Source organism: Actinoplanes sp. NPDC051861 (genome assembly GCF_040681145.1).
Lineage (GTDB): Bacteria > Actinomycetota > Actinomycetes > Mycobacteriales > Micromonosporaceae > Actinoplanes.
In genome coordinates this window covers 292,939-312,411 of the sequence record NZ_JBFAYE010000005.1, presented here as the reverse complement: position 1 = coordinate 312,411, position 19,473 = coordinate 292,939, and the positions used below count along the sequence as shown (strand labels likewise).

17 protein-coding genes are annotated in these 19,473 nt (G+C 71.0%); 13 read left to right on the top strand and 4 right to left on the bottom strand.

Features of this window, described 5'->3' with window-relative positions; genetic code table 11:
• The first annotated feature begins 78 nt into the window (after positions 1-78).
• Both AB0M02_RS18190 and AB0M02_RS18185 read left to right on the top strand, forming a co-directional pair.
• Positions 79-876 (top strand): DUF4142 domain-containing protein, encoded by a 798-nt coding sequence (locus AB0M02_RS18190; protein WP_364228126.1) that lies wholly within the window; start codon positions 79-81, stop codon positions 874-876.
• 22 nt (positions 877-898) lie between these two features.
• Positions 899-3,991, top strand: a complete 3,093-nt coding sequence (locus tag AB0M02_RS18185) for a DUF4132 domain-containing protein (protein WP_364228125.1) — start codon at positions 899-901, stop codon at positions 3,989-3,991.
• A gap of 192 nt (positions 3,992-4,183) precedes the next feature.
• On the opposite strand, the gene AB0M02_RS18180 is transcribed toward AB0M02_RS18185, so the two are convergent.
• Positions 4,184-5,899 carry an IlvD/Edd family dehydratase gene (locus AB0M02_RS18180; RefSeq protein ID WP_364228124.1) on the bottom strand — a complete coding sequence of 572 codons (1,716 nt, stop codon included), beginning with the start codon at positions 5,897-5,899 and terminating at the stop codon, positions 4,184-4,186.
• Between the two features lie 62 nt (positions 5,900-5,961).
• Between AB0M02_RS18180 and AB0M02_RS18175 the strand changes: the two genes are divergently transcribed.
• The 8 genes from AB0M02_RS18175 (at position 5,962) to AB0M02_RS18140 (ending at position 13,164) form a co-directional block, all read left to right on the top strand.
• On the top strand, positions 5,962-6,870 hold the full coding sequence (locus AB0M02_RS18175; protein ID WP_364228123.1) for an SMP-30/gluconolactonase/LRE family protein: 909 nt from the start codon (positions 5,962-5,964) through the stop codon (positions 6,868-6,870).
• Positions 6,871-6,889: 19 nt separating this feature from the next.
• Positions 6,890-7,543: a hypothetical protein gene (locus AB0M02_RS18170; protein ID WP_364228121.1), complete on the top strand. Its 654-nt coding sequence runs from the start codon at positions 6,890-6,892 to the stop codon at positions 7,541-7,543.
• Between the two features lie 189 nt (positions 7,544-7,732).
• A complete protein-coding gene (locus AB0M02_RS18165) occupies positions 7,733-8,311 on the top strand; it encodes a DUF4956 domain-containing protein (RefSeq protein WP_364228119.1) in 579 nt (192 codons plus the stop codon).
• A complete protein-coding gene (locus tag AB0M02_RS18160; protein WP_364228117.1) occupies positions 8,311-9,048 on the top strand; it encodes a polyphosphate polymerase domain-containing protein in 738 nt (245 codons plus the stop codon). Before AB0M02_RS18165 ends, AB0M02_RS18160 begins: the two co-directional genes overlap by 1 nt.
• A gap of 35 nt (positions 9,049-9,083) precedes the next feature.
• Positions 9,084-10,751 (top strand): carbohydrate-binding domain-containing protein, encoded by a 1,668-nt coding sequence (locus AB0M02_RS18155; RefSeq protein ID WP_364228116.1) that lies wholly within the window; start codon positions 9,084-9,086, stop codon positions 10,749-10,751.
• 97 nt (positions 10,752-10,848) lie between these two features.
• The gene (locus tag AB0M02_RS18150; RefSeq protein ID WP_364228114.1) at positions 10,849-11,766 is read left to right on the top strand and encodes an LLM class flavin-dependent oxidoreductase; all 918 of its coding nucleotides are present in this window, start codon (positions 10,849-10,851) and stop codon (positions 11,764-11,766) included.
• Positions 11,767-11,798: 32 nt separating this feature from the next.
• Positions 11,799-12,698, top strand: a complete 900-nt coding sequence (locus AB0M02_RS18145) for a DMT family transporter (protein ID WP_364228112.1) — start codon at positions 11,799-11,801, stop codon at positions 12,696-12,698.
• A 34-nt stretch (positions 12,699-12,732) separates the two neighbouring features.
• Entirely contained in the window at positions 12,733-13,164 is a 432-nt protein-coding gene (locus AB0M02_RS18140) for a hypothetical protein (RefSeq protein WP_364228111.1), read from the top strand.
• On the opposite strand, the gene AB0M02_RS18135 is transcribed toward AB0M02_RS18140, so the two are convergent.
• Positions 13,159-14,268 carry a HAMP domain-containing sensor histidine kinase gene (locus tag AB0M02_RS18135; protein WP_364228110.1) on the bottom strand — a complete coding sequence of 370 codons (1,110 nt, stop codon included), beginning with the start codon at positions 14,266-14,268 and terminating at the stop codon, positions 13,159-13,161. The two genes, AB0M02_RS18140 and AB0M02_RS18135, sit on opposite strands and share 6 nt — an antisense overlap.
• Positions 14,265-14,924 carry a response regulator transcription factor gene (locus AB0M02_RS18130; RefSeq protein ID WP_364228108.1) on the bottom strand — a complete coding sequence of 220 codons (660 nt, stop codon included), beginning with the start codon at positions 14,922-14,924 and terminating at the stop codon, positions 14,265-14,267. The genes AB0M02_RS18135 and AB0M02_RS18130 overlap by 4 nt, the downstream gene beginning before the upstream one ends.
• Before the next feature lie 115 nt (positions 14,925-15,039).
• Here AB0M02_RS18130 and AB0M02_RS18125 point away from each other — a divergent pair, with 115 nt between their 5' ends.
• Positions 15,040-15,903 (top strand): S1 family peptidase, encoded by an 864-nt coding sequence (locus AB0M02_RS18125; protein WP_364228107.1) that lies wholly within the window; start codon positions 15,040-15,042, stop codon positions 15,901-15,903.
• On the opposite strand, the gene AB0M02_RS18120 is transcribed toward AB0M02_RS18125, so the two are convergent.
• Positions 15,893-16,525, bottom strand: coding sequence for an NAD(P)H-dependent oxidoreductase (locus tag AB0M02_RS18120; RefSeq protein WP_364228106.1), 633 nt, complete (start codon positions 16,523-16,525; stop codon positions 15,893-15,895). The genes AB0M02_RS18125 and AB0M02_RS18120 overlap by 11 nt on opposite strands.
• An 83-nt stretch (positions 16,526-16,608) precedes the next feature.
• Here AB0M02_RS18120 and AB0M02_RS18115 point away from each other — a divergent pair, with 83 nt between their 5' ends.
• The gene (locus tag AB0M02_RS18115) at positions 16,609-17,070 is read left to right on the top strand and encodes a MarR family transcriptional regulator (RefSeq protein ID WP_364228104.1); all 462 of its coding nucleotides are present in this window, start codon (positions 16,609-16,611) and stop codon (positions 17,068-17,070) included.
• Entirely contained in the window at positions 17,051-19,438 is a 2,388-nt protein-coding gene (locus AB0M02_RS18110) for a pyruvate dehydrogenase (protein ID WP_364228102.1), read from the top strand. The genes AB0M02_RS18115 and AB0M02_RS18110 overlap by 20 nt, the downstream gene beginning before the upstream one ends.
• Positions 19,439-19,473: the final 35 nt, after the last annotated feature.

The following is a 19,473-nucleotide window of genomic DNA, read 5'->3' as shown; positions in this document are numbered from 1 at the left end:
GGGTGCCAGTGCGTGACCGCGGATCGCCGTACCCGATGGCGGGCCACGGTGCGGCACGCAGTCGTCAAGGAGGTTCGCGTGGTGAAGTCCGTGTGGCGCCGTCTATGGAGCGTGGCGGTTCTCTCGGCGACGCTGATCGTGTTCTCCCCGGACATGGCGCGAGCCGCCGCGGATGTTCCGGTCCCGCCGGAGAACCTCCTCAGTGACCAGGGCGAGGGCGATCTCTCCGACGCCGACATCGACTTCGTGACCAAGGTGCGCCTCGCCGGGCTGTGGGAGATCCCGGCCGGTGAGATGGCACAGGAGAAGTCCAACAGCGCCCGGGTCAAGCGGATCGGCCGCAACATCGCCGACCAGCACAAAGTGCTCGACGAACTCACCCGCAACGCCGCGAAGAAGCTCGACATCGACCTGCCGAACGAGCCCAACAAGGACCAGAAGGGCTGGCTCAACGAGATGGAGGAGGCGGAGTCCGCCAAGGACTTCGACGAGATCTACATCGACCGGCTCCGGGCGGCGCACGGCAAGATCTTCCCGGCGGTCGCGACGATCCGCGCGAGCACCCGCAACGACACCGTCCGCAAGCTCGCGCAGCAGGCCAACCAGTTCGTCATGACGCACATGACGCTGCTGGAGAGCAGCGCCCTCGTCGACTTCGAGGCGCTGCCGACCGCGCCCGCGCCGAACGCGGCCACCTCGGCGCCGGCCCGCGTGCTCTCCTCGGCCGAGCAGGCCCCGGCCTCCGAGACGAACGTGCCGCTGATCCTCGCCGCGCTCGCCGGCGGGCTCGCCGCGGGTGCCTTCGCCACCCGCCAGATCGTCGGCAACCGTCGTGGTGGCTACCGCAACCGCCGAACGCGCTATTACAACGGCTGATCCGCGCCGCTAGGGTGGCGCCGTGACCGGCGTGATCATCACTGATTGGCTGCTCGCGGCGCTGCATCCGCGGCGCGGGGGTATCGCCACCGCCATCCGGCCGCCGGCCGGGCTCGACGACTCGTGGACGGCCCTGCGCCGCGCGATCTGGGCGCAGGACCGGGCGATCCGGGACGCGTCCGCGGAGTCCTCGCGGGTCTGGCAGCTGATGACCTCGCACCTGTCCGCCGACCGCGCCCTGGGCGAGCGGCTGCTCGATCCGGCGGCGCGGGCCGGCACCGCGGACGACGACCACGCGCTGGTCCGGGCGGTCCGCGAGCGTTTCCAGTACGTCGACCACGGCGCCGACGAGTGGCTGGCCGACTTCCTGGTCGCCTCGGCCGGGCTGCCCGAGGCGTGCCGCCGGGTCCTCGGCGGATTCCACGTCGACCTGCCGTACGTCGGCGTCGGTGTCTTCGGGCGACTACGGGAACTGCTCGTCGCCGCCGACGACGTCACGTACGCCCAGGCCCGTGACGTGCTGCTCGACGTGCGGGACCGGATGGCGCACGACCTCAGCGGCAGCCTGCGGGCCGACCTGTTCTGGGCGGTCAGCTACCTGTTGCCGCTCGGACCGCACGCCGGAGACGCGGAACGCGACGCGCACGCCCTGGCGATGCGGCACGTCGGTGAGTTCGGCAACGCCCCGGTGCACGCGTCCGGGCTGGCCAGTGGCGACCTGGACACCCTCGACCGCTTCCTGCGGGCCAACAAGCGCGTACGCCACGAGTTCTTCGGCACCTCCGGCGGGCGCCTCTATCTGGCGGGCATGCTGGACATCGCCGGTGCGGCGGCCGCCCCGGTGCTCGCGCGGATGCGGCCCGCGTACCCGTTCGAGGACGACCCGCACTACAACGGCCTGTGGTGCACCCTCCTCATGCACCTCGACGACGACACGGCGAGAAACGCGCTGGAGGAGCAGCGGGAAGCCGGGCACGCGTGGGCGACCGGGTTCACGCCGACTGCGGACGAGGCACCATCGGTTTCGGACGGAACGCCGTGCGCCTACGAGCCGCCGCCCGCGGCACGGCCCGCCCGGCTGGACGTCGCCGTGCCGGTCGAACCGGTGCTGCGGTTCCGCGACGAGGAACGCGAGCGGGCCGAGCAGGCGGGCGTCTACGAGGACGCCGAGCAGTGGGAGGGCGTGGCGATCGGCCGCTGCGACACCGGCGCGGTGACGGCCTGGCTCGAGCACCGGGAACGCTGGGCGCTTCCGACGACGTTGCCCGCGCTGACCCTCGCGCCCCGGTGGACCCACGAGCGGCTGATGGCGCTCGGTTTCACCTGCCACCACTACTGGGTGCGCTCGCTCGTCCCGCTGCTGCTGGTGCGGCACGGGGCCGGTCACGTCGCGGCGCTGCTGGCGGCGTTCGAGGACCGGGACAGCGTCGAGGCGGCGCTGGAGGCCGCGCAGCCGGTCGGGCACGTCGCGCTGGCCGCTCCGGTGGTGCGCGCCTTCGCCGGCAAGAAGCTGCGCCGTCCCGCCCGGTCCTGGCTGCTGCGGCATCCGGAGCACGCGGCGGCCGGCGTCGTCGCACTGTGGACGGCGGATCCCGGTGACGCGGCGACCGCGCGGGTGCTGCGCTATCTCGACGCGCAGGGCCACCGCTCGCTGCTCACGGCGCAGGCCGGTGATCGGGCCGCGGACCTGCTCACGCTGCTCGCTCAGGATCCGCTCGACGCGCCGCGGGCCAGACTGCCCAAGATCCCCGACTATCTCGTCTCGGATCCGCTGCCGACTCTGACCACCGCTTCCGGAGATCGGGCGACAATCGAGGATCAAAACCACTTTTTGGTACGCCTGGCGAGCTGCGACGCCGACGAGGTGCACCCGGCCGTGCCCGCCGCCCGCGAGCGCTGGACCGCCGAGTCGCGGGCGCTGTTCGCCGTCGCCCTCTTCGACCGCTGGGTGTCCGCCGGCGCACCGGCCTCCGAGGGCTGGTGCATGCAGGCGGTCGGCCTGATCGGCGACGACGCCGGCGCCCGCCGGGTCGCCGCGCACGCCCGTCAGTGGGCCGGCACGAACGCCGCAGCCCGCGCCCAGTCCGCCCTCGACGCGCTGCGGCACCGCGGCACCGACGCCGCCCTGATCGAGCTGAGCCTGCTGGCCGAGCGGTCCCGCTTCCCCGTCTTCAAGAGCGTCGCCCGCCGCCATATCGAGGCGATCGCCGACCTGCGCGGGCTCACCTCCGACGAACTGGCCGATCGTCTCGTACCCTCGCTGGGTCTTGATCTTGACGACACTGTCGGCGAATTCCGCGTCATCTTCGACGAACGACTCATGCCCGTTCTGCGCGACGCGACCGGCCGCCACCACGCCGACCTGCCGAAACCCACCCGCGGCGCCGACCGGGAGCAGCACCGGACCGCCAAGGCCCGGCTCACCGCGCTGCGCAAGGAGGCCCGCGCCTCCGCCTCACTGCACGTGGCCCGCCTGGAACGAGCCATGTGCGCCGAACGCCGCATCCCGGCCGCCGTCTTCCTGGACCGGTTCGCCACCCACCCGTGGATGACCCACCTGACCCAGCGCCTGATCTGGGGCGTCCACGACGGCGACACCCTGCTGACCACGATCCGCATAGCCGAGGACGGCAGCGCCACCACCGTGAACGACGAGCCCGCCGCGCTGCCCGCCGACGCGACCGTCAGCATCCCGCACCCGCTGAACTTCCCACCCGGCACCCTGGCCGCCTGGACCGAGCTCTTCACCGACTACGCCCTGCTCCAGCCGTTCCCCCAGCTCACCCGCCCGGTCCACCACCCGGACCCGGCTGCCGGCCGCTCCCTGGACCTGTTCACCGGCCGCAAGACCACCTACGCGACACTGCGCGGCCTGGAACGCCACGGCTGGACCCGCTGGTACGACGCCGCCGTCCAGATGGCCAAACCGGTCGGCGCCGGCGCCTACGCCCTCCTGCAAACCGACCCCGGCTGGCACCCCTCCGACACCGTCGACTCAGCCCCACCCCAGACCGTCACAGCCCTGACCCTGACCCGAACCACCACCCAGACCTTCCACAACCTCCCCCCGGTCACCTACTCCGAACTCCTCCACGACCTCCGCCTCCTGGACTGACTTCCCTGCTCACCTGGCACTCACACAGGTCGTGCGGGTCGTCGAGGTTGAGCCAGTGCCAGCCGGCCGCAACCACCACCTGCCGCAAGCGGGGCCCGGTCGCGACCAGGCGGCCTGGCCGCTGGCCAGCGCTCACCGCAGGCACGCCGCACCGGGCCGGCCGCGATCGGCCGCGTTCGGTCAGGGGTTGCGTCAGTGGGATTCGCGGGAGACCTGGTCGCCGCTGGAGCCTAGGAGGAAGGTCTGGTCGGCGCCGGTGTTGGCCTGGTTGACGGTGTCGATGTAGAGGCGTTCCCAGCCTCGCTGCGGGCGGGCGAAGGCCTTGACGGCCTCGGGGGCGGGTTCGCGGGCGGTGAGTTCGGCGTCGGGGATGTCGACGTCGAGGCGGCGGGCGGCCACGTCGAGGATGATGATGTCGCCGGTGCGGACCTTGGCGAGGGGGCCGCCGGCTGCGGCTTCCGGGGTGACGTGCAGAACCACTGTTCCGTACGCGGTGCCGGACATGCGCCCGTCGCAGATGCGGACCATGTCGCGGACGCCCTCGGCGAGCAGTTTCGCCGGCAGGGGCATGTTGGATACCTCGGGCATGCCGGGGTAGCCCTTGGGGCCGCAGCCGCGCAGGATCAGCACCGAGTCGGGGGTGACCTCGAGGGCGGGGTCGTCGAGGCGGGCGTGCAGGTCCTCGATCGAGTCGAAGACGACCGCCGGGCCGCGGTGGGTGAGCAGTTCGGGTGAGGCGGCCGCGGGCTTGATGACGGCGCCGTCCGGAGCCAGGTTGCCGTAGAGCACGGCGATCCCGGCTTCGGGCTGCAGTGGGCGCTCGCGTGGGCGGATGACCTCGCGGTCGTAGATCTGGGCGGTGTCCAGGTGATCGACCAGCGGGCTGCCGGTGACGGTGATCGCGGCCGGGTCCAGCAGGTCGCGGATCTCGGCGAGGACGGCGTGCAGGCCGCCCGCCCGGTACAGGTCGTCCATCAGGAAGCGGCCGGCCGGCTGCAGGTCGACCAGCAGCGGCACGTGTGAGCCGGTGCGGTCGAAGTCGTCCTGGGTGAGCTCGACGCCGAGGCGGCCGGCGATGGCGAGCAGGTGCACGACCGCGTTGGTGGAGCCGCCGAGCGCGGCCAGGGCGACGACGGCGTTGAGGAACGAGCCACGGGTCATCACCGCGCTCGGCCGCAGGTCCCGGTCGACGAGGTCGACGGCGAGCACGCCGGTGGCGTGTGCCGCTTCGAGCAGGCGGCTGTCGGGTGCCGGGGTGCCGGCCACTCCGGGCAGCGTCATGCCGAGCACCTCGGCGAGCAGGCCCATCGTGGACGCCGTACCCATGGTGTTGCAGTGGCCCTTGCTTCTGATCATCGAAGACTCGGAGCGGGTGAACTCGGTCGCGCTCAGGGTGCCGGCCCGGACCTCCTCGCTCAGTTGCCAGACGCCGGTGCCGCAGCCCAGCGGCACGCCGCGGAAGGTGCCGGTCAGCATCGGCCCGCCGGGCACCACGACCGCGGGCAGGTCGACCGAGGCGGCGCCCATCAGCAGCGCGGGGATGGTCTTGTCACAGCCGCCGAGCAGCACGACGCCGTCGATCGGGTTGGCGCGCAGCATCTCCTCGATCGCCATCGCGGCCATGTTGCGCCACAGCATCGCGGTCGGGCGTACCTGTGTCTCGCCCAGCGAGACCACCGGCAGATTCAGTGGGATGCCACCGGCCTGGTGGATGCCGTCGGAGACGCTGCGCGCGACCTCGTCGAGGTGCTTGTTGCACGGGGTCAGATCCGAGGCGGTGTTGGCGATCGCGATGTGCGGCCGGCCCTGGAACGCGTCGGCGGGCAGGCCCCGGCGCATCCAGGCTCGATGGATGTAGCTGTTGCGAACGTCGCCCTCGTACCACTGCGCGCTCCGGCGTGACGGCATCGGCACTCTCCTCAGGATTCCGGTTGCCGAAATTCTCGCCCAGTTTCCGGAATAATGCTCCCATGCCGGCGAGACTTACATCGTTCACCGCTCACCCGGCCGGTGCCGGCCGCTACACCCTCGGCGAAGGCCCCGTCTGGGACGCGGCCCGGCAGCGGCTGCTCTGGGTCGACATCGACGGCCATGCCGTGCACGAGGGTCGGCTCGACACCGGGACCGGCGCGATCACCCCGACCGGCCGATGGGACTTCGCCGCCGAGGTCGGTGCCGTCGCCGTGGCGGCCTCCGGGGAGTTGCTCGTCGCCGAGCGCGAGACGCTGACCCGGGTCGGGCTCGACGGATCCCGCACCGAGCTCGCCCGTGTGCTGGCGCCGGCCGCCACCAGCCGGCTCAACGACGGCGCCGTCGACCCGGCCGGGAGGTTCCTGGTCGGCAGCCTCGACCCCGCGTACCGTTCCGGCACCGAGGTTCTCGTGCGCCTGGACCGGGGTGGGCTGACCACGATCGACGCCGACCTGATCCTCTCCAACGGTCTGGCGTGGAGCCCGGCCGGCGACCGGTTCTACAGCATCGACACGATCGCCCGTGCCGTCCGGGTCCGCGACTACGATCCGGTCACCGGTGCCACCGGCCCGCGCCGGACCGCGTTCGAGATCGCCGACGGTCACCCCGACGGCATGTGCGCCGACGCCGACGGCAATCTGTGGATCGCGGTCTGGGGCGGCGGGCGCGTCGAGTGCCGTACCCCTGAAGGTGTTCTGCTCGCGACGGTGGCCGTCGCCGCACCGCACACCTCGAGTGTCGCCTTCGCCGGCCCCGACCTCGACGTGCTGGTCATCACGACCGCGACCGCCGACCTCACCCCCGAGGAACTGGAGCGGCATCCCGGCTCGGGCCTGCTGTTCACCGCCCGCGTCGGCGTCGTGGGCCGGCCCGCCGCGTATTGGGAACCCATCGAACACGATCAATGAAATCCATAGCCTGTGGAGCATGAAGACTCTGCCGTGGGCGGCCGCCCTGCTGATCCTCCTGACCCCTGTTCCCGCCGCGGCGACGCCGCCCGTCAACGGTCAGGCCTGTGACGGCGTCCCGATCGACGAGACCGATCCCACGCGGCCCGCGCCGTTGACCATCGACCTCAGCGGGGGAGTGACCCTGCGCTGGCCCGCGTCGACGGACGACAGGCGGCTGCGGCACTACGAGGTCTACGAGGGTGGCACGCTGCTGGCCACGACAACGGCCACGAGCCACGTCTATCGCACCGGCACCACGCTGCCGCCCCGGGTCTACGTCTTCCGGGTCCGCGCGATCGACGCTTCCGGCAACTACTCGGCCGGCGCCTACGCGTCGCTCGGCGGGCAGCAGCTCCCGGTGCCGCCGGGTCCCGGCCGGCTCGCGGTCGCCGGCACGGGTCCCGGCACTCAGCGGCTGACCTGGGAGCAGCCGACCCCTCCGCCGGTCTTCCCGGCCCCGGTGGTCGCCGGCTTCGAGGTGTCGCTGGACGGCGAGGTGGTGGCCGTCACCGGTGCGACCCGATATGTCGGACCCGTCCCGCCGGCCGGGGAGCATGTGTGGTCGGTGCGCGCCATTGACGCGCTGGAGCGCCGCTCGGTGGCCGGTGAGCTGACCCAGGTGGTCGATTGATCCGGGTGCGCCGCCCGTGATCGTTTCGTCACAGGTTCCGGAAAGGACTTTCCGAGCATTCTCTGAGGTTCGGGCCGTGGTTTGCAGCGCTGCAAGCGGTTACGGTGACATCGAAGTTCATCGATACGTAACCTGTGGGTCGGAGATCGTTCACCACTCCGGCCGGACGGCTCGGGAGGTCGCACCACTATGCCCAGGATCGCACTGTTCGCGATAGATCTCGTCGCGGTGACCCTGTTGGTGTTCGGCCTCTACTTCCCGCGCCACCGGCGCCGCGACCTGGTGGTGGCGTACCTCGGGGTCAACGTCGGTGTGCTGGCCGTGGCCGGTTCGCTGAGCTCCAGCACGGTCGGCGCGGGACTCGGGCTGGGGCTGTTCGGCGTCCTGTCGATCATCCGGCTGCGCTCGACCGAGCTTGATCAGCACGAGGTGGCGTACTACTTCTCGGCGCTCGCGCTCGGCATCCTCGGGCCGCTCAGTGGTGGGCCCGCGTGGATGAGCCCGGCACTGATGGCGCTGATCCTCGTGGTGATGTATCTCGGGGACCATCCACGGCTGTTCCGCACGTATCGGCGGCAGGTCCTGGTGCTCGACTCGGCGCTGACCGACCACACCGCACTCGTCGCGCAGCTCGAGCGGATCCTCGGGGCGCGGGTGCATGCGGCCACCGTCGAGCGGATCGATCTGGTCAACGAGACGACGGTTGTCGAAGTGCGGTACTCGTACGCTCAGAATCAGCGCACGCATGCACTCGCGGAGGCGCGCTGATGAGCGTGCCCACCCACCTGGCCGCGATTGATCTGGCCGAACTCACCGCGAAGGCCGCGTTGCAGATGCGGGTGGACCGCAAGTACGTGCTGCCTGTGGACGCGGCGCGGAGCGTGCTCGGCCGGCTGGACCCGACCACCCGGGTGCTGGAGATCGACGGGCGGAGACTGTTCCGGTACCGGTCGGTGTACTTCGACACGCCGGACCTGGTCAGTTTCCGGCTCACCGCGCATCGGCGGCGGCGTCGCTTCAAGATCCGGACGCGGACGTATCTGGACTCGGCGCTGTGCTGGCTGGAGGTCAAGACCGAGGGCTACCGCGGTGGCACGGTCAAGGATCGGCTGCCGTACGCGAGCTGCCACGCGGACACGGTCGGCCCGGGCCGCTGGTTCGTCGACGACATCCTCGGCGAGGGTGCCCTCGTGCTCGCGCCGACGCTGGTCACCCACTATCTGCGGACGACGCTCTACCAGCCCGCCGGCGACTCCCGGGCGACCGTCGACACGTCGCTGACCTGGACCGGTGTCGATGGTCGCGTCATCAGCCTGCCGGGGATGGCGGTGATCGAGACGAAGACCGGGTCGGCTGTGTCGCCGGTCGATCGGTTGCTCTGGTCGTGCGGTCATCGCCCGGTCAGCATCTCCAAGTACGCCACCGGGATGGCCGCGCTGAACCCTGATCTGCCGGCGACGCCATGGCGCCGGCTGCTCCGCCGGCACTTCATCGCCATTCCCTGATTTTTTCCGACATCCCCCGAACAAAAGGACGGATCATGCCCAAAATCCCCCGGCTCGCTGTGCCCGCCGTGCTCACCGCCACGGCCCTGGCGACCTGGATCGCGCCGGCGCCCGCTCTCGCCGCCGGGCCCGCCGGCGCGGCCGCGCTCGCCGCCAACCAGGCCTCCCACCTGCAGGCCGCCGACCTCACCTGGAACGAGTCCGACGTCACCGCGGTCACGCTGACCGGCAGCAGCGCCACCACCAGCAGCCCGAACGTGACCGTTTCCGGCAGCACGGTGACCGTCACGGCGGCCGGTGCCTACCGATTCACCGGCTCGCTCACGAACGGCCAGATCGTGGTGAACAGCACCGGCACCGGTCTGGTCCGGCTGATCCTCAACGGCGTCACCGTCACCGGGAGCACCGGCGCGGTCAACGTGGTCGCCGCCGACGAGGTGCTGCTGTTCCTGCAGGCCGGCTCCACGAACCGGCTCACCGACGGCACCGCGTCGGCGGACGGGCCGATCGCCTCGGCGGCCGACCTGACCATCGCCGGCACCGGGTCGCTGACCGTGACCGGCAACGCCAACGACGCGATCAACGTGAAGGACGGCCTGGTCATCGCGGGCGGAACGATCACCGCGACGGCGCCGGACGACGCGATCCGCGGCCAGGACTACGTGATCGTCAGCGGTGGCGCGATCACCGCGACGGCCGGCGGCGACGGGCTGAAGTCGGACAACGCGGACGACGCCACCCGCGGATACGTGGCGGTCGCCGGCGGGACGGTGAACGTGACCGCGACCGGCGACGCGATCACCGGTGAGACCGACGTGATCGTCAACGGCGGCACGATCACCGCGAAGGCGGGCGGCGGCAGCACCGTCACCCCGGGCGAGGCCTCGACGAAGGGGCTCAAGGCCGGCGTGCTCCTGGTGATCAGCGACGGCACCACCACCGTGGACTCCTCCGACGACGGCCTGCACTCCAACGCCTCACTCACCGTCGACGGCGGCAGCGCGAGGATCGCGACCGGCGACGACGGCGTGCATGCCGAGACGAACGTCAACATCGCCGGGGGGACGGTCAACGTCACCAAATCGTACGAGGGTGTCGAGGGCCTGAAGGTGCTGGTCACCGGTGGCAGCGTGACGGCGACCGCCTCGGACGACGCGGTCAACGCATCCGACCCGGCGTACGGCGAGATGCAGAACTCGCCGAACGCGCTCATCAGGGTCACCGGCGGCACGGTCGTGGTCGGCGGCGGCACTGACGGCCTCGACTCCAACGGCGCGCTGACCATCGGCGGCGGCACGGTCGTGGTCACCGGCTCGGCCACCCGCGGCGGCGGCGAGGGCGGCCTGGACTCCAACGGGGCGCTCACCATCACCGGCGGAACACTGATCTCCTCCGGCATCAGTGCCACCACCAGCACGCTGCCGAGTTCCGGTCAGGGCTGGGTGTCGGTCACGTTCAGTGCGAACCAGCCGGCCGGCACGGTGGTCCATCTCGCCACCACATCGGGTACGCAGATCGCGTCCTACCAGCCCACGAAGGCGTTCCGGGGCGTCGTGTTCTCGTCCAGCCAGATCACCCGCGGGACGGTGTACGCGATCCGCACCGGCGGCTCGGTCTCGGGTACGGCGGTCGGCGGCGGGCTCTACACGGGCGGAACACTCTCCGGCACGCAGGTCGCAACGGTAACCGCCGGCGTTCGCTGACACCTCAGTGTCGTCCCCGGGGAGATCTTGGAGAGTTGTGGTCCGTATACGGGCGCAACTCTCCAAGATCTCAGGGGGAGCGTCTGCCGTCCGCAGAATGATCTCTGTTTCGCGGGGGTGGGGTGGGAGCCTCGGGCGTATGACGTTCTCGGTGCAGGCGGTTCCGGAAGACGCCACTTCATGGGTAAATTTCGCGAAAAAGTGTGAGCGGGACGGGTTTGAGGCGCTGCTTGTCCCGGATCACCCGGGCACGTGCGCCGCACCGTTCGTGGCTCTCGCCGCCGCGGCCGCCGTCACGTCGAAGATCCGCCTCGCCTCCAACGTCTCCAACGCCGGCGTCCGCGAGGCGATGCACCTCGCCGTCGACGTTGTCACCCTCGACGTCGTCTCGAACGGCCGCGCCGGCATCGGCATCGGCGCCGGCCACACACCCGCGGAGTGGCAGGCCATCGGCCGGGAACGCCCCGACGTCCGCGGCCGCGTCGACCGCTGTCTGGCCGTCGCCGCCGAAGTTCGAGCGCTGCTGTCCAAAGAGAAGCAGGGTCTGGAGAAGCCTCGCCCGGTCCAGGAGCGGATTCCGCTCACTGTTGGTACCGCCAATTCGCGGATGCTGCGCTGGGCCGGCGAGCACGCCGACATAGTCGGCCTCAGCGGTCTCGGGCGCACGCTCGAGGACGGCCACCGCCACGAGGCCCGCTGGCGGACCGCCCAGATCGACCACCAGATCGAGTGCGTCCAAGCCGGCGCCGCCAGCCGCACGACCCCGCCCGCGCTGGAGGCGCTGGTCCAGATCGTCGAGCTGACCGACGACGCCGAGGCCGCGGCCGCCCCGCACGCCGAACGCCTCGGCATGCCTGTCATCGAACTCCTCAATGCCCCATTTGCCCTGATCGGCACCGCCGCGGAGATCCGGGCCGCGATCGCCGGGCACGAGAAGCGGTGGGGGATCACCCGGTACGTGATCCGCGCCGCCGCGGTGGACGCGATCACCAGCGTGAGGTCCGAAAATCGCTAGCCCGGGGTGACCCGAGGCGGTTGGCTCTCACCATGGCACCATCTCGCAGCGCGATAGCCGCCGCCTCCGTCACCGTCGTGCTCTGGGCCTCGGCCTTCGTCGGCATCCGCGCCGCCGCGCCGCACTTCCACCCCGGTTCGCTCGCGCTCGGGCGGTTGCTCGCCGGCTCGATCACGCTGCTGATCTTCCTGGCGATCAGCCGTCAGGGTCTGCCGCCGCGTGCCGCCTGGCCCGGGATCGCGATCTCCGGAGTGATCTGGTTCGGTCTCTACATGGTCGCCCTCAACTGGGGTGAGGAGCTCGTCGACGCCGGCACGGCGGCCATGGTCGTCAACGTCGGCCCGGCCGTGATGGCGCTGCTCGCCGGCTGGCTGCTGCACGAGGGCTTCCCGCCCCGGCTGCTCGCGGGCATCGCCGTGTCGTTCGCCGGCGCGGCCGTCGTCGGGTTCTCGATGTCCGACGGTGGTCAGGCCTCGGTGCTCGGGGTGCTGCTCTGCCTCGTCGCCGCGATCACCTATGCCGGCGGCGTCGTCGCCCAGAAGCCGGCCCTCAAGCACGCGTCCGCGCTGCAGGCCACCACGTTCGGCTGCCTGATCGGCGCGATCGCCTGCCTGCCGTTCGCCGGCCGCCTGGTCACCGACGTCGCCGCCGCGCCGCTGAGCGCCACCCTCAACGTCATCTATCTGGGCGTCTTCCCGACCGCGATCGCGTTCACCACATGGGCGTATGCGTTGGCCCGCACCACCGCCGGCAAGATGGGCTCGACCACCTACGCCGTGCCGGTCGTGGTCATCGTCCTGTCCTGGCTGCTGCTGGGCGAGGTCCCCGGCCTGCTGACGCTCGCCGGCGGTGCGCTCTGCCTGGCCGGCGTCGCCGTCTCCCGCAGCCGCCCGCTGCGCCGCCGCGAGCGTCTGGAAAATTCCGTGCGGTGACTGGGGCAGCGCGCAGCGTAATCGTCGTCTAGTTTTGGGCCTCGTGACGCTTGCGGACTGCCGGTGGTGTGCCCCGGCCCGGCCCGACGAGATCGACCTTGGCATCCGAATATTCGCCGGACAGGTCAGCGACGCCTACTTCGCCCGGCGGTCGTTCGTGCGCGGCTACGCGGTGGTCGTCTGGCGTGGCCGGCACGTCGTCGAGCCGATGGACCTCACCATCGACGAGGCGTCCCGGTTCCACTGCGAGACGCTGATCGTGGCGCGAGCCATCCGTGACTGTTTCCGGCCACCGAAGATGAACTATCTGACGATGGGCAACATCGAGCCGCATCTTCACACGCATGTCACGGCCCGCTATCCGGGCGACCCCGGCGACGGCGGTCCGCTCCCGGCAGGCGAGCCCCCACTCTTGGACGAAACCCGCTTTCGGCGCGATGCCGCAGCGGTGCGAGCTCTTTTATGACGTACGCGTAGAGCTGCTCACTTCCGGTCCAGGAATACTCACTCGCACGGTCAACCCGTCGTGCCCCGAGGATTCAGCGGTGATCACCCCGCCGTGCGCCTGGGTGATCGAGCGCGCGATCGCGAGGCCGAGTCCCGCACCACCGCTGTGGTCGATCCGCGCTGCCGCCCGTCGCCGGAACGGCTCGAACAGCGTGTTCACCGCCTCGGGCGGCACGTCCTCGCCGGTGTTCACGACGAGCAGCGCGGGCTCCTTGCCGACCCGTACATCGATCGTGCCGTCCGGACGGTTGTACTTCAGCGCGTTCTGCACGAGGTTCGTCACGAGTCGTTCGAGCAGCACCTGTTCACCGAGGACAGTTCGTGGCTGCAGGTCGCTGGTGATCGTCACGCCCTGCTCGGCCGCCCGGCCCCGGTGCGCGTCCAGGACCGCGGCGGTGATCTTGTCGAGGCGCAGCGGCGTACGGGCCACCAGGCCTCGGTCGATCTCCGCCATCACGAGCAGCCCCTCGATGAGCCGCTCGTTGCGCTCGTTCGTGGCCAGCAGTTGCGTGGTGAGCAGCTCGCGCTGGTCCGCGGTGAGGTCACCGGCCATGCCCACCTCGATCAGCGTGCGCTGGACCGCGAGCGGGGTGCGCAGCTCGTGGGACGCGTCCGCGGCGAACCTGCGCTGTGCTTCGTAGCCGACGGCGATGCGGTCCATCATCTCGTCGATGGTGCGGCCGAGGACGGCCAGTTCGTCGTTGCCGTCGCCGGGCCGCAGCCGGTATCCGAGGTTCTGCGGCCCGACGCTGGCGATCACGGTGACCAGGTCGCGCAGCGGGCGCAGGCACCAGCGGATCACCGGATACAGCGCGGCCAGCATGCCGGTCAGCACGATCAGCAGCGCGAACATCGCGGGGACGCTCGGGCGCCGGTACAGCTGCACGCAGAGGAACGACGCGTCGGCGTCGGGCGCGAGGCCGATCGGCCGGTCGCACCAGCCGGGTCCGACGCTGTGCCACAGGGCGCGCAACACGTCGGCGGCCGTCGGCGCGGCCTGCGCGACGATCAGGGCCAGTGCGCAGAGCAGCAGGATCCGCCGGGCGGGCGACGGGCCGCTCATGAGCCGAGCCGGTATCCGGCGCCGCGCACGGTGTGCAGGACGGGCGGGTCACCGAGCTTCCGGCGAAGGGTCATGACCGTCATCCGTACCGTATTGGTGAAGGGGTCCGCATGCTCGTCCCATGCCTGCTCGAGCAGATCCTCGGCGCTGACCACCCGGCCCTCGGCGCGCAGGAGAACGTGCAGGACCGCGAACTCCTTCGACGACAGCGACAACAGCTGACCGTCGCGGGTGGCGGTGTGCCGAGTGCTGTCCAGTTCGATGCCGTCCTGCTCCAGCACCGGCGGCCGGGCCGGCCCGGAACGCCGCGCCAGAGCCTGTACGCGCGCGGCGAGCTCGGCGAACGCGAACGGCTTCGTCAGGTAGTCGTCGGCACCGAGCCCGAGCCCCTCGACGCGGTCGCGGATCCCGGCGGCGGCGGTCAGCAGCAGGATCTTGGTGCCCTGGTCGGAGTCGACGACGTGCCGGCACACCTCGTCGCCGGTGCGGCCGGGCATGTCCCGGTCCAGGACCGCCACGTCGTACCGGTTGACGGTCAGCCGTTCGAGGGCGCTCTCGCCGTCGTAGACCACGTCGACGGCCATCGACAGGCGGCGCAGGCCGGTGGCCACCGTGTCGGCGAGAAGCCGCTCGTCGTCCGCCACGAGCACCCGCATCCGTCGTCCTCCCCGTCCCCGCCGGTCCGCTTGCCAGGCTCGCACAGCGTAGGTAAGGCGCATATAAGAACGGTGCTGACGGTGTGCGGACGGCCTCCCGGCGAGGCTGCTCGGCATGCTTCGGTTACTTCTGGTCGTCGTGGCCGTGGTGGTGGCGGTTCCATGGGGAGCACGGCCCGCCGCGGCGATCGCCAACGGTGCGGACGTTCCCGACGGTGCGTACGGTTTCTCGGTCCTGCTGACCATGACGGGGCTGCCGGCCGAGGGCGGTGGCAAACGGGACAGCTCCTGTTCGGGTGCGCTGATCGCTCCCCGCTGGGTGATCACGGCCGGGCACTGTTTCCGGGACGAGGACGGGCAACATGTGAGCCGGACGGTCGCGGAGCGCACGACCGCGACGGTGGGCCGGGCGGACCTGCGCGGCGAGGAAGGGATCGAGGTCGACGTGGTCGCGGTGCACCAGGCCGAGGGCACGGATGTCGCCCTGGTCCGGCTGGCCGCGGACGTGACCGGCGTGACCCCGATCCGGAACGCCACGGTGCCGCCCGAGGTGGGGGAGACGGTACGGCTGACCGGCTTCGGGCTCGCCGGCGATCGCGCGGTGAATCGGCTGCAGACCGGGCAGTTCACCGTCGAGGCGATCGGCGACACCCTGCTGGAGGCGTCGGGCCGGGCGCCTCGTCCGGACACGAGCCCGTGCCCACACGACTCGGGCGGTCCGTACTTCCGTGAATCCGGCGACGGAACGCCGGAGCTGGTCGCGGTCGTCAGCAGCGGCCCTGGGTGCCCCCATCCGGGCCCGGACTTCAGCGCCCGCACGGACACCCTCAACAACTGGATCGCGGACACGATGACCGAGTCGCCGTCGCGGTGGCCGCTGATCCTCGCGGGCGTGGGCCTGGCCGGTCTGATCGTGGTGTGGGCGGCGCGGCCTCGCTCACGGCCGCGCCGGCACGCGGTCCCCGCTCTCAGGCGGTGAAACGCTTGGCCTCGTCGCGGGCGGTGGCGTGTGCCTCGCGGCGGCCCGTCTCGGCGTCGGCGGTGGCGAGGTTCGGCCGGAAGTGGATCGCGCTGATCTCGCCGACGCCGGCCCAGCGCAGCCAGTCCTCCAGGTAGGGCTGCTGGAAGTCGGATCCGAACGCCGGTCCGCGGTCCGGCCCGTACACCGCACTCGTGTAGATCACCGCGGCCCGCTTGCCGCGGAGCAGACCGCTGTAGCCACGCTCCGGGTCGAACCCGAAGACCAGGCCGGGCTGGCTGATCACATCGATGAACTGCTTGAGGATGTACGGGACCCCGCCGTTCCACATCGGGACGCTGAACAGGTACGAGTCGGCGGCGTCGAACCGGCGGAACGTGCTGATCGCGGCGGCCCACGCGTCGGCGGAGGCGCCCTGCGGCTCCTCACCGGCGAAGACGGCCATCTTGCCGGCGACACCGTCCGGCCCGAAGGCGGGAAGCGTCCCGTCCCACAGGTCGTAGTGCTCGACCTCCAGGCCCGGGTTCACCTCCCGCACGGTGTCGAGGAATGTCGTGGCGATCGCCAGTGACTCGGACTTGGGGCCGCGCGGTGACGCCGACAGGTGCAGCAGCTTGCTCATGACTCTCCCTTGTTTAGATGCGTGCGCACGCACATTTCTAATCCTGTGCGTGCGCACGCACAAGAGCTGGGTAGGCTTTGGTGATGAGCGACACCGACGTGAGCGGTTGGGCGGCCCTGCTGAGAGTGCACGCCGCGCTCGTCCCGGTTCTCGACCGCGAGCTCCAGACCGCGTGCGGACTGCCGCTGACCTGGTATGACGTCTTGCTCGAACTCAAGTACGCCCCCGGCGGGCGCCTCAGCATGGGCGAGCTGGGGGAGCGGGCGGTCGTCAGCCGCAGCCGTGTCAGCCGGGTCGTCGACGCCCTCACCGACGCGGGGCTCGTCACGCGCGAAGCGAACCCGGATGACAGGCGCTCCGCGTACGCGAAAATAACCGACGAAGGCCGCAAGCGGCAGGCCGAAGCCGCGCCCACCTACCTGGCCGGCATTCGCCGCCACTTCACCGATCGCATGACCGCGGGCGAGGCGCGCCTCGTGGCGACCGCCCTGGAGAAAGTCCTCAACCCTCGAGCCGGAGAGTCCCATGACCAACCCCACGCCTGACATCGAGGTCCTGCGTGAGATCGCCCGCCGGGTGCTCTGGCTGTCCGCGTCGATCGTCGACGCCGCGAACGCCGGCCGTCCCAACGACTCCGGAGTGAAGGTCGGCGGCCATCAGGCCTCCAGCGCCTCGATGGTCGACATCATGGTCGCCCTCTGGTTCGCCGAGCTGACCGCGCAGGACCGGGTGTCGGTCAAACCGCACGCGTCGCCCGTCCTGCACGCGATCAACTACCTGCTCGGCGACCTCGACGAGTCCTACCTTCCGCTGCTGCGCGCCAAGGGCGGCCTTCAGTCATATCCGTCGCGGCTGAAGGATCCGGACACGGTCGACTTCTCCACCGGGTCGGTCGGCATCGGCGCGACGGCTGCTCTCTGGGCCGCGATGGCACACCGCTACCTGGCCTCTAGATTTTCGGGTACGCCAGAGGGCGGCCGTTTCGTGAGTCTGCTCGGTGACGCGGAACTCGATGAGGGCGCCATCTGGGAAGCCGTGATGGATCCGGCCGTGGCGAAGATGGGTGAGCTGCTCTGGGTCGTGGACCTCAACCGGCAGTCCCTGGACCGGGTCGTCCCGGACATCCAGATCGCCAAACTCCAGGGCATGTTCGCCGCGGCCGGGTGGCAGGTCGTCGTCCTCAAGTGGGGACGGATCATCTCGAGGCTGTTCGAGCGGCCGGGCGGGCAGGCGCTGCGGGCGCGGCTCGAGGCCATGCCGAACGAGGAGTACCAGCGGATGCTGCGCGCGGGTCCGGCGCAGACGGCGGAGCGCATCCTCGCGGGTGGCGCGCCGCAGGTCAAGGAACTGCTGGACGAGGTCGAACCGGGCGAACTCGCCGCTGCTGTCCGCGACCTCGGCGGCCACGACATCGAGCTGCTCGTGGACACATTCCGTTCGGTCGACCCGGATCGCCCGACCGTCGTCTTCGCGTACACGGTCAAGGGCCGCGGGCTGCCGACCGAGGGCCATCCGAACAACCACTCGGCGCTGCTGTCCGGTGTGCAGATGGACGCGCTGGCATCGTCGTCGGGCATGGACCGCGCGGCACCGTGGCAACGGTTCGCGTCCGGCACCGCGGCTTCACAACTGTGTGACGAGCGCGGACGAGTGCTGCGCCGGGAAGCGGTCGCTGCGCCCGCCCCGGTGGCGGTGCCGGTTCAGCTCGGTCACCCGTACCGTAAATCGATCTCCACCCAGGCCGCACTCGGCCGCCTGCTGGCCGACCTCCCGCGCGACGCCCCCGACGCCGCGGCCCGCGTGGTCACCTGCTCGCCGGACGTCGCGTCCTCCACCAACCTCGGCGGCTGGATCAACAAAACCGGCGTCTGGTCGGTGCAGGACCGCCGCGACTGGTTCGCCGACGACGCCGAACGCGTGCTGCGCTGGCAGGAGAACCGCACCGGCCAGCACATCGAACTCGGCATCGCCGAGGTGAACCTCGTGTCACTGCTCGGCGAGCTCGGCGCGACCTGGTCCCGCTGGGGCGAGCGGCTCATCCCCATCGCCACCCTCTACGACCCGTTCGTCTCGCGCGCCCTGGAACCCTGGTCCTACGGCATCTACGCCGGTGGGCAGTCGATCCTGGTCGGCACACCGTCCGGGGTGACGCTGGCACCCGAGGGCGGCGCGCACCAGTCGATCACCACCCCGTCGATCGGGCTGGAACAACCGGGCTGCGTGGCCTGGGAACCAGCATTCCCGCAGGACCTGGAGTGGTGCTTCCTGCACGCGATGAACCAGGTCGGCGTGTCCGGCGGCACGTCGGCATACTTCCGCCTCTCCACCCGCCCGATCGACCCCGAACTCGCCGCCGTCCCCGACGACCCGGCCCTGCGCGAACGCCGCCGGCGCCAGGCGGTGGCGGGTGGTTATCGGCTGCCCGTCTCGCACTCGGGGCCGGTCTCGCACTCGGGGCCGGTCTCGCACTCGGGGCCCGTTTCGCACCCGCTGCCCGTTTCGCACCCGCTGTCCGAGGAGCATGTCACCCTGGTCGGCGTTGGCGCGATCATGCCGGAGGTCGTCGCGGCGGCGCGCGCTCTGGCGGCGCAGGGGGTCAACGCCGGTGTGGTCTGCCTGACCAGCCCGGATCTGGTGTTCCGATCGTTCCAGCAGCGCGGCACCCGGCAGCCGGGGGTGGGCGGATCGATCGTGTCCGAGCTGTTCCCGGCCGAACATCGGTCACCCCTGGTCACCGTGCACGACGGGCATCCGCACACGCTCGCGTTCCTCGGCGCGATCCGCGGCGACCGAATCCGCTGCCTGGGCGTCACCGAGTTCGGCCAGTCATCGAATCTCGCCGACGCCTATCGCCTCCACGGCATCGACACCGCCTCAATCGTGGATGCCGCCCTGACCCTCACCTCCCACTGATTGCGGATCTCCGTCACCAACTCCCGCCGAACGGA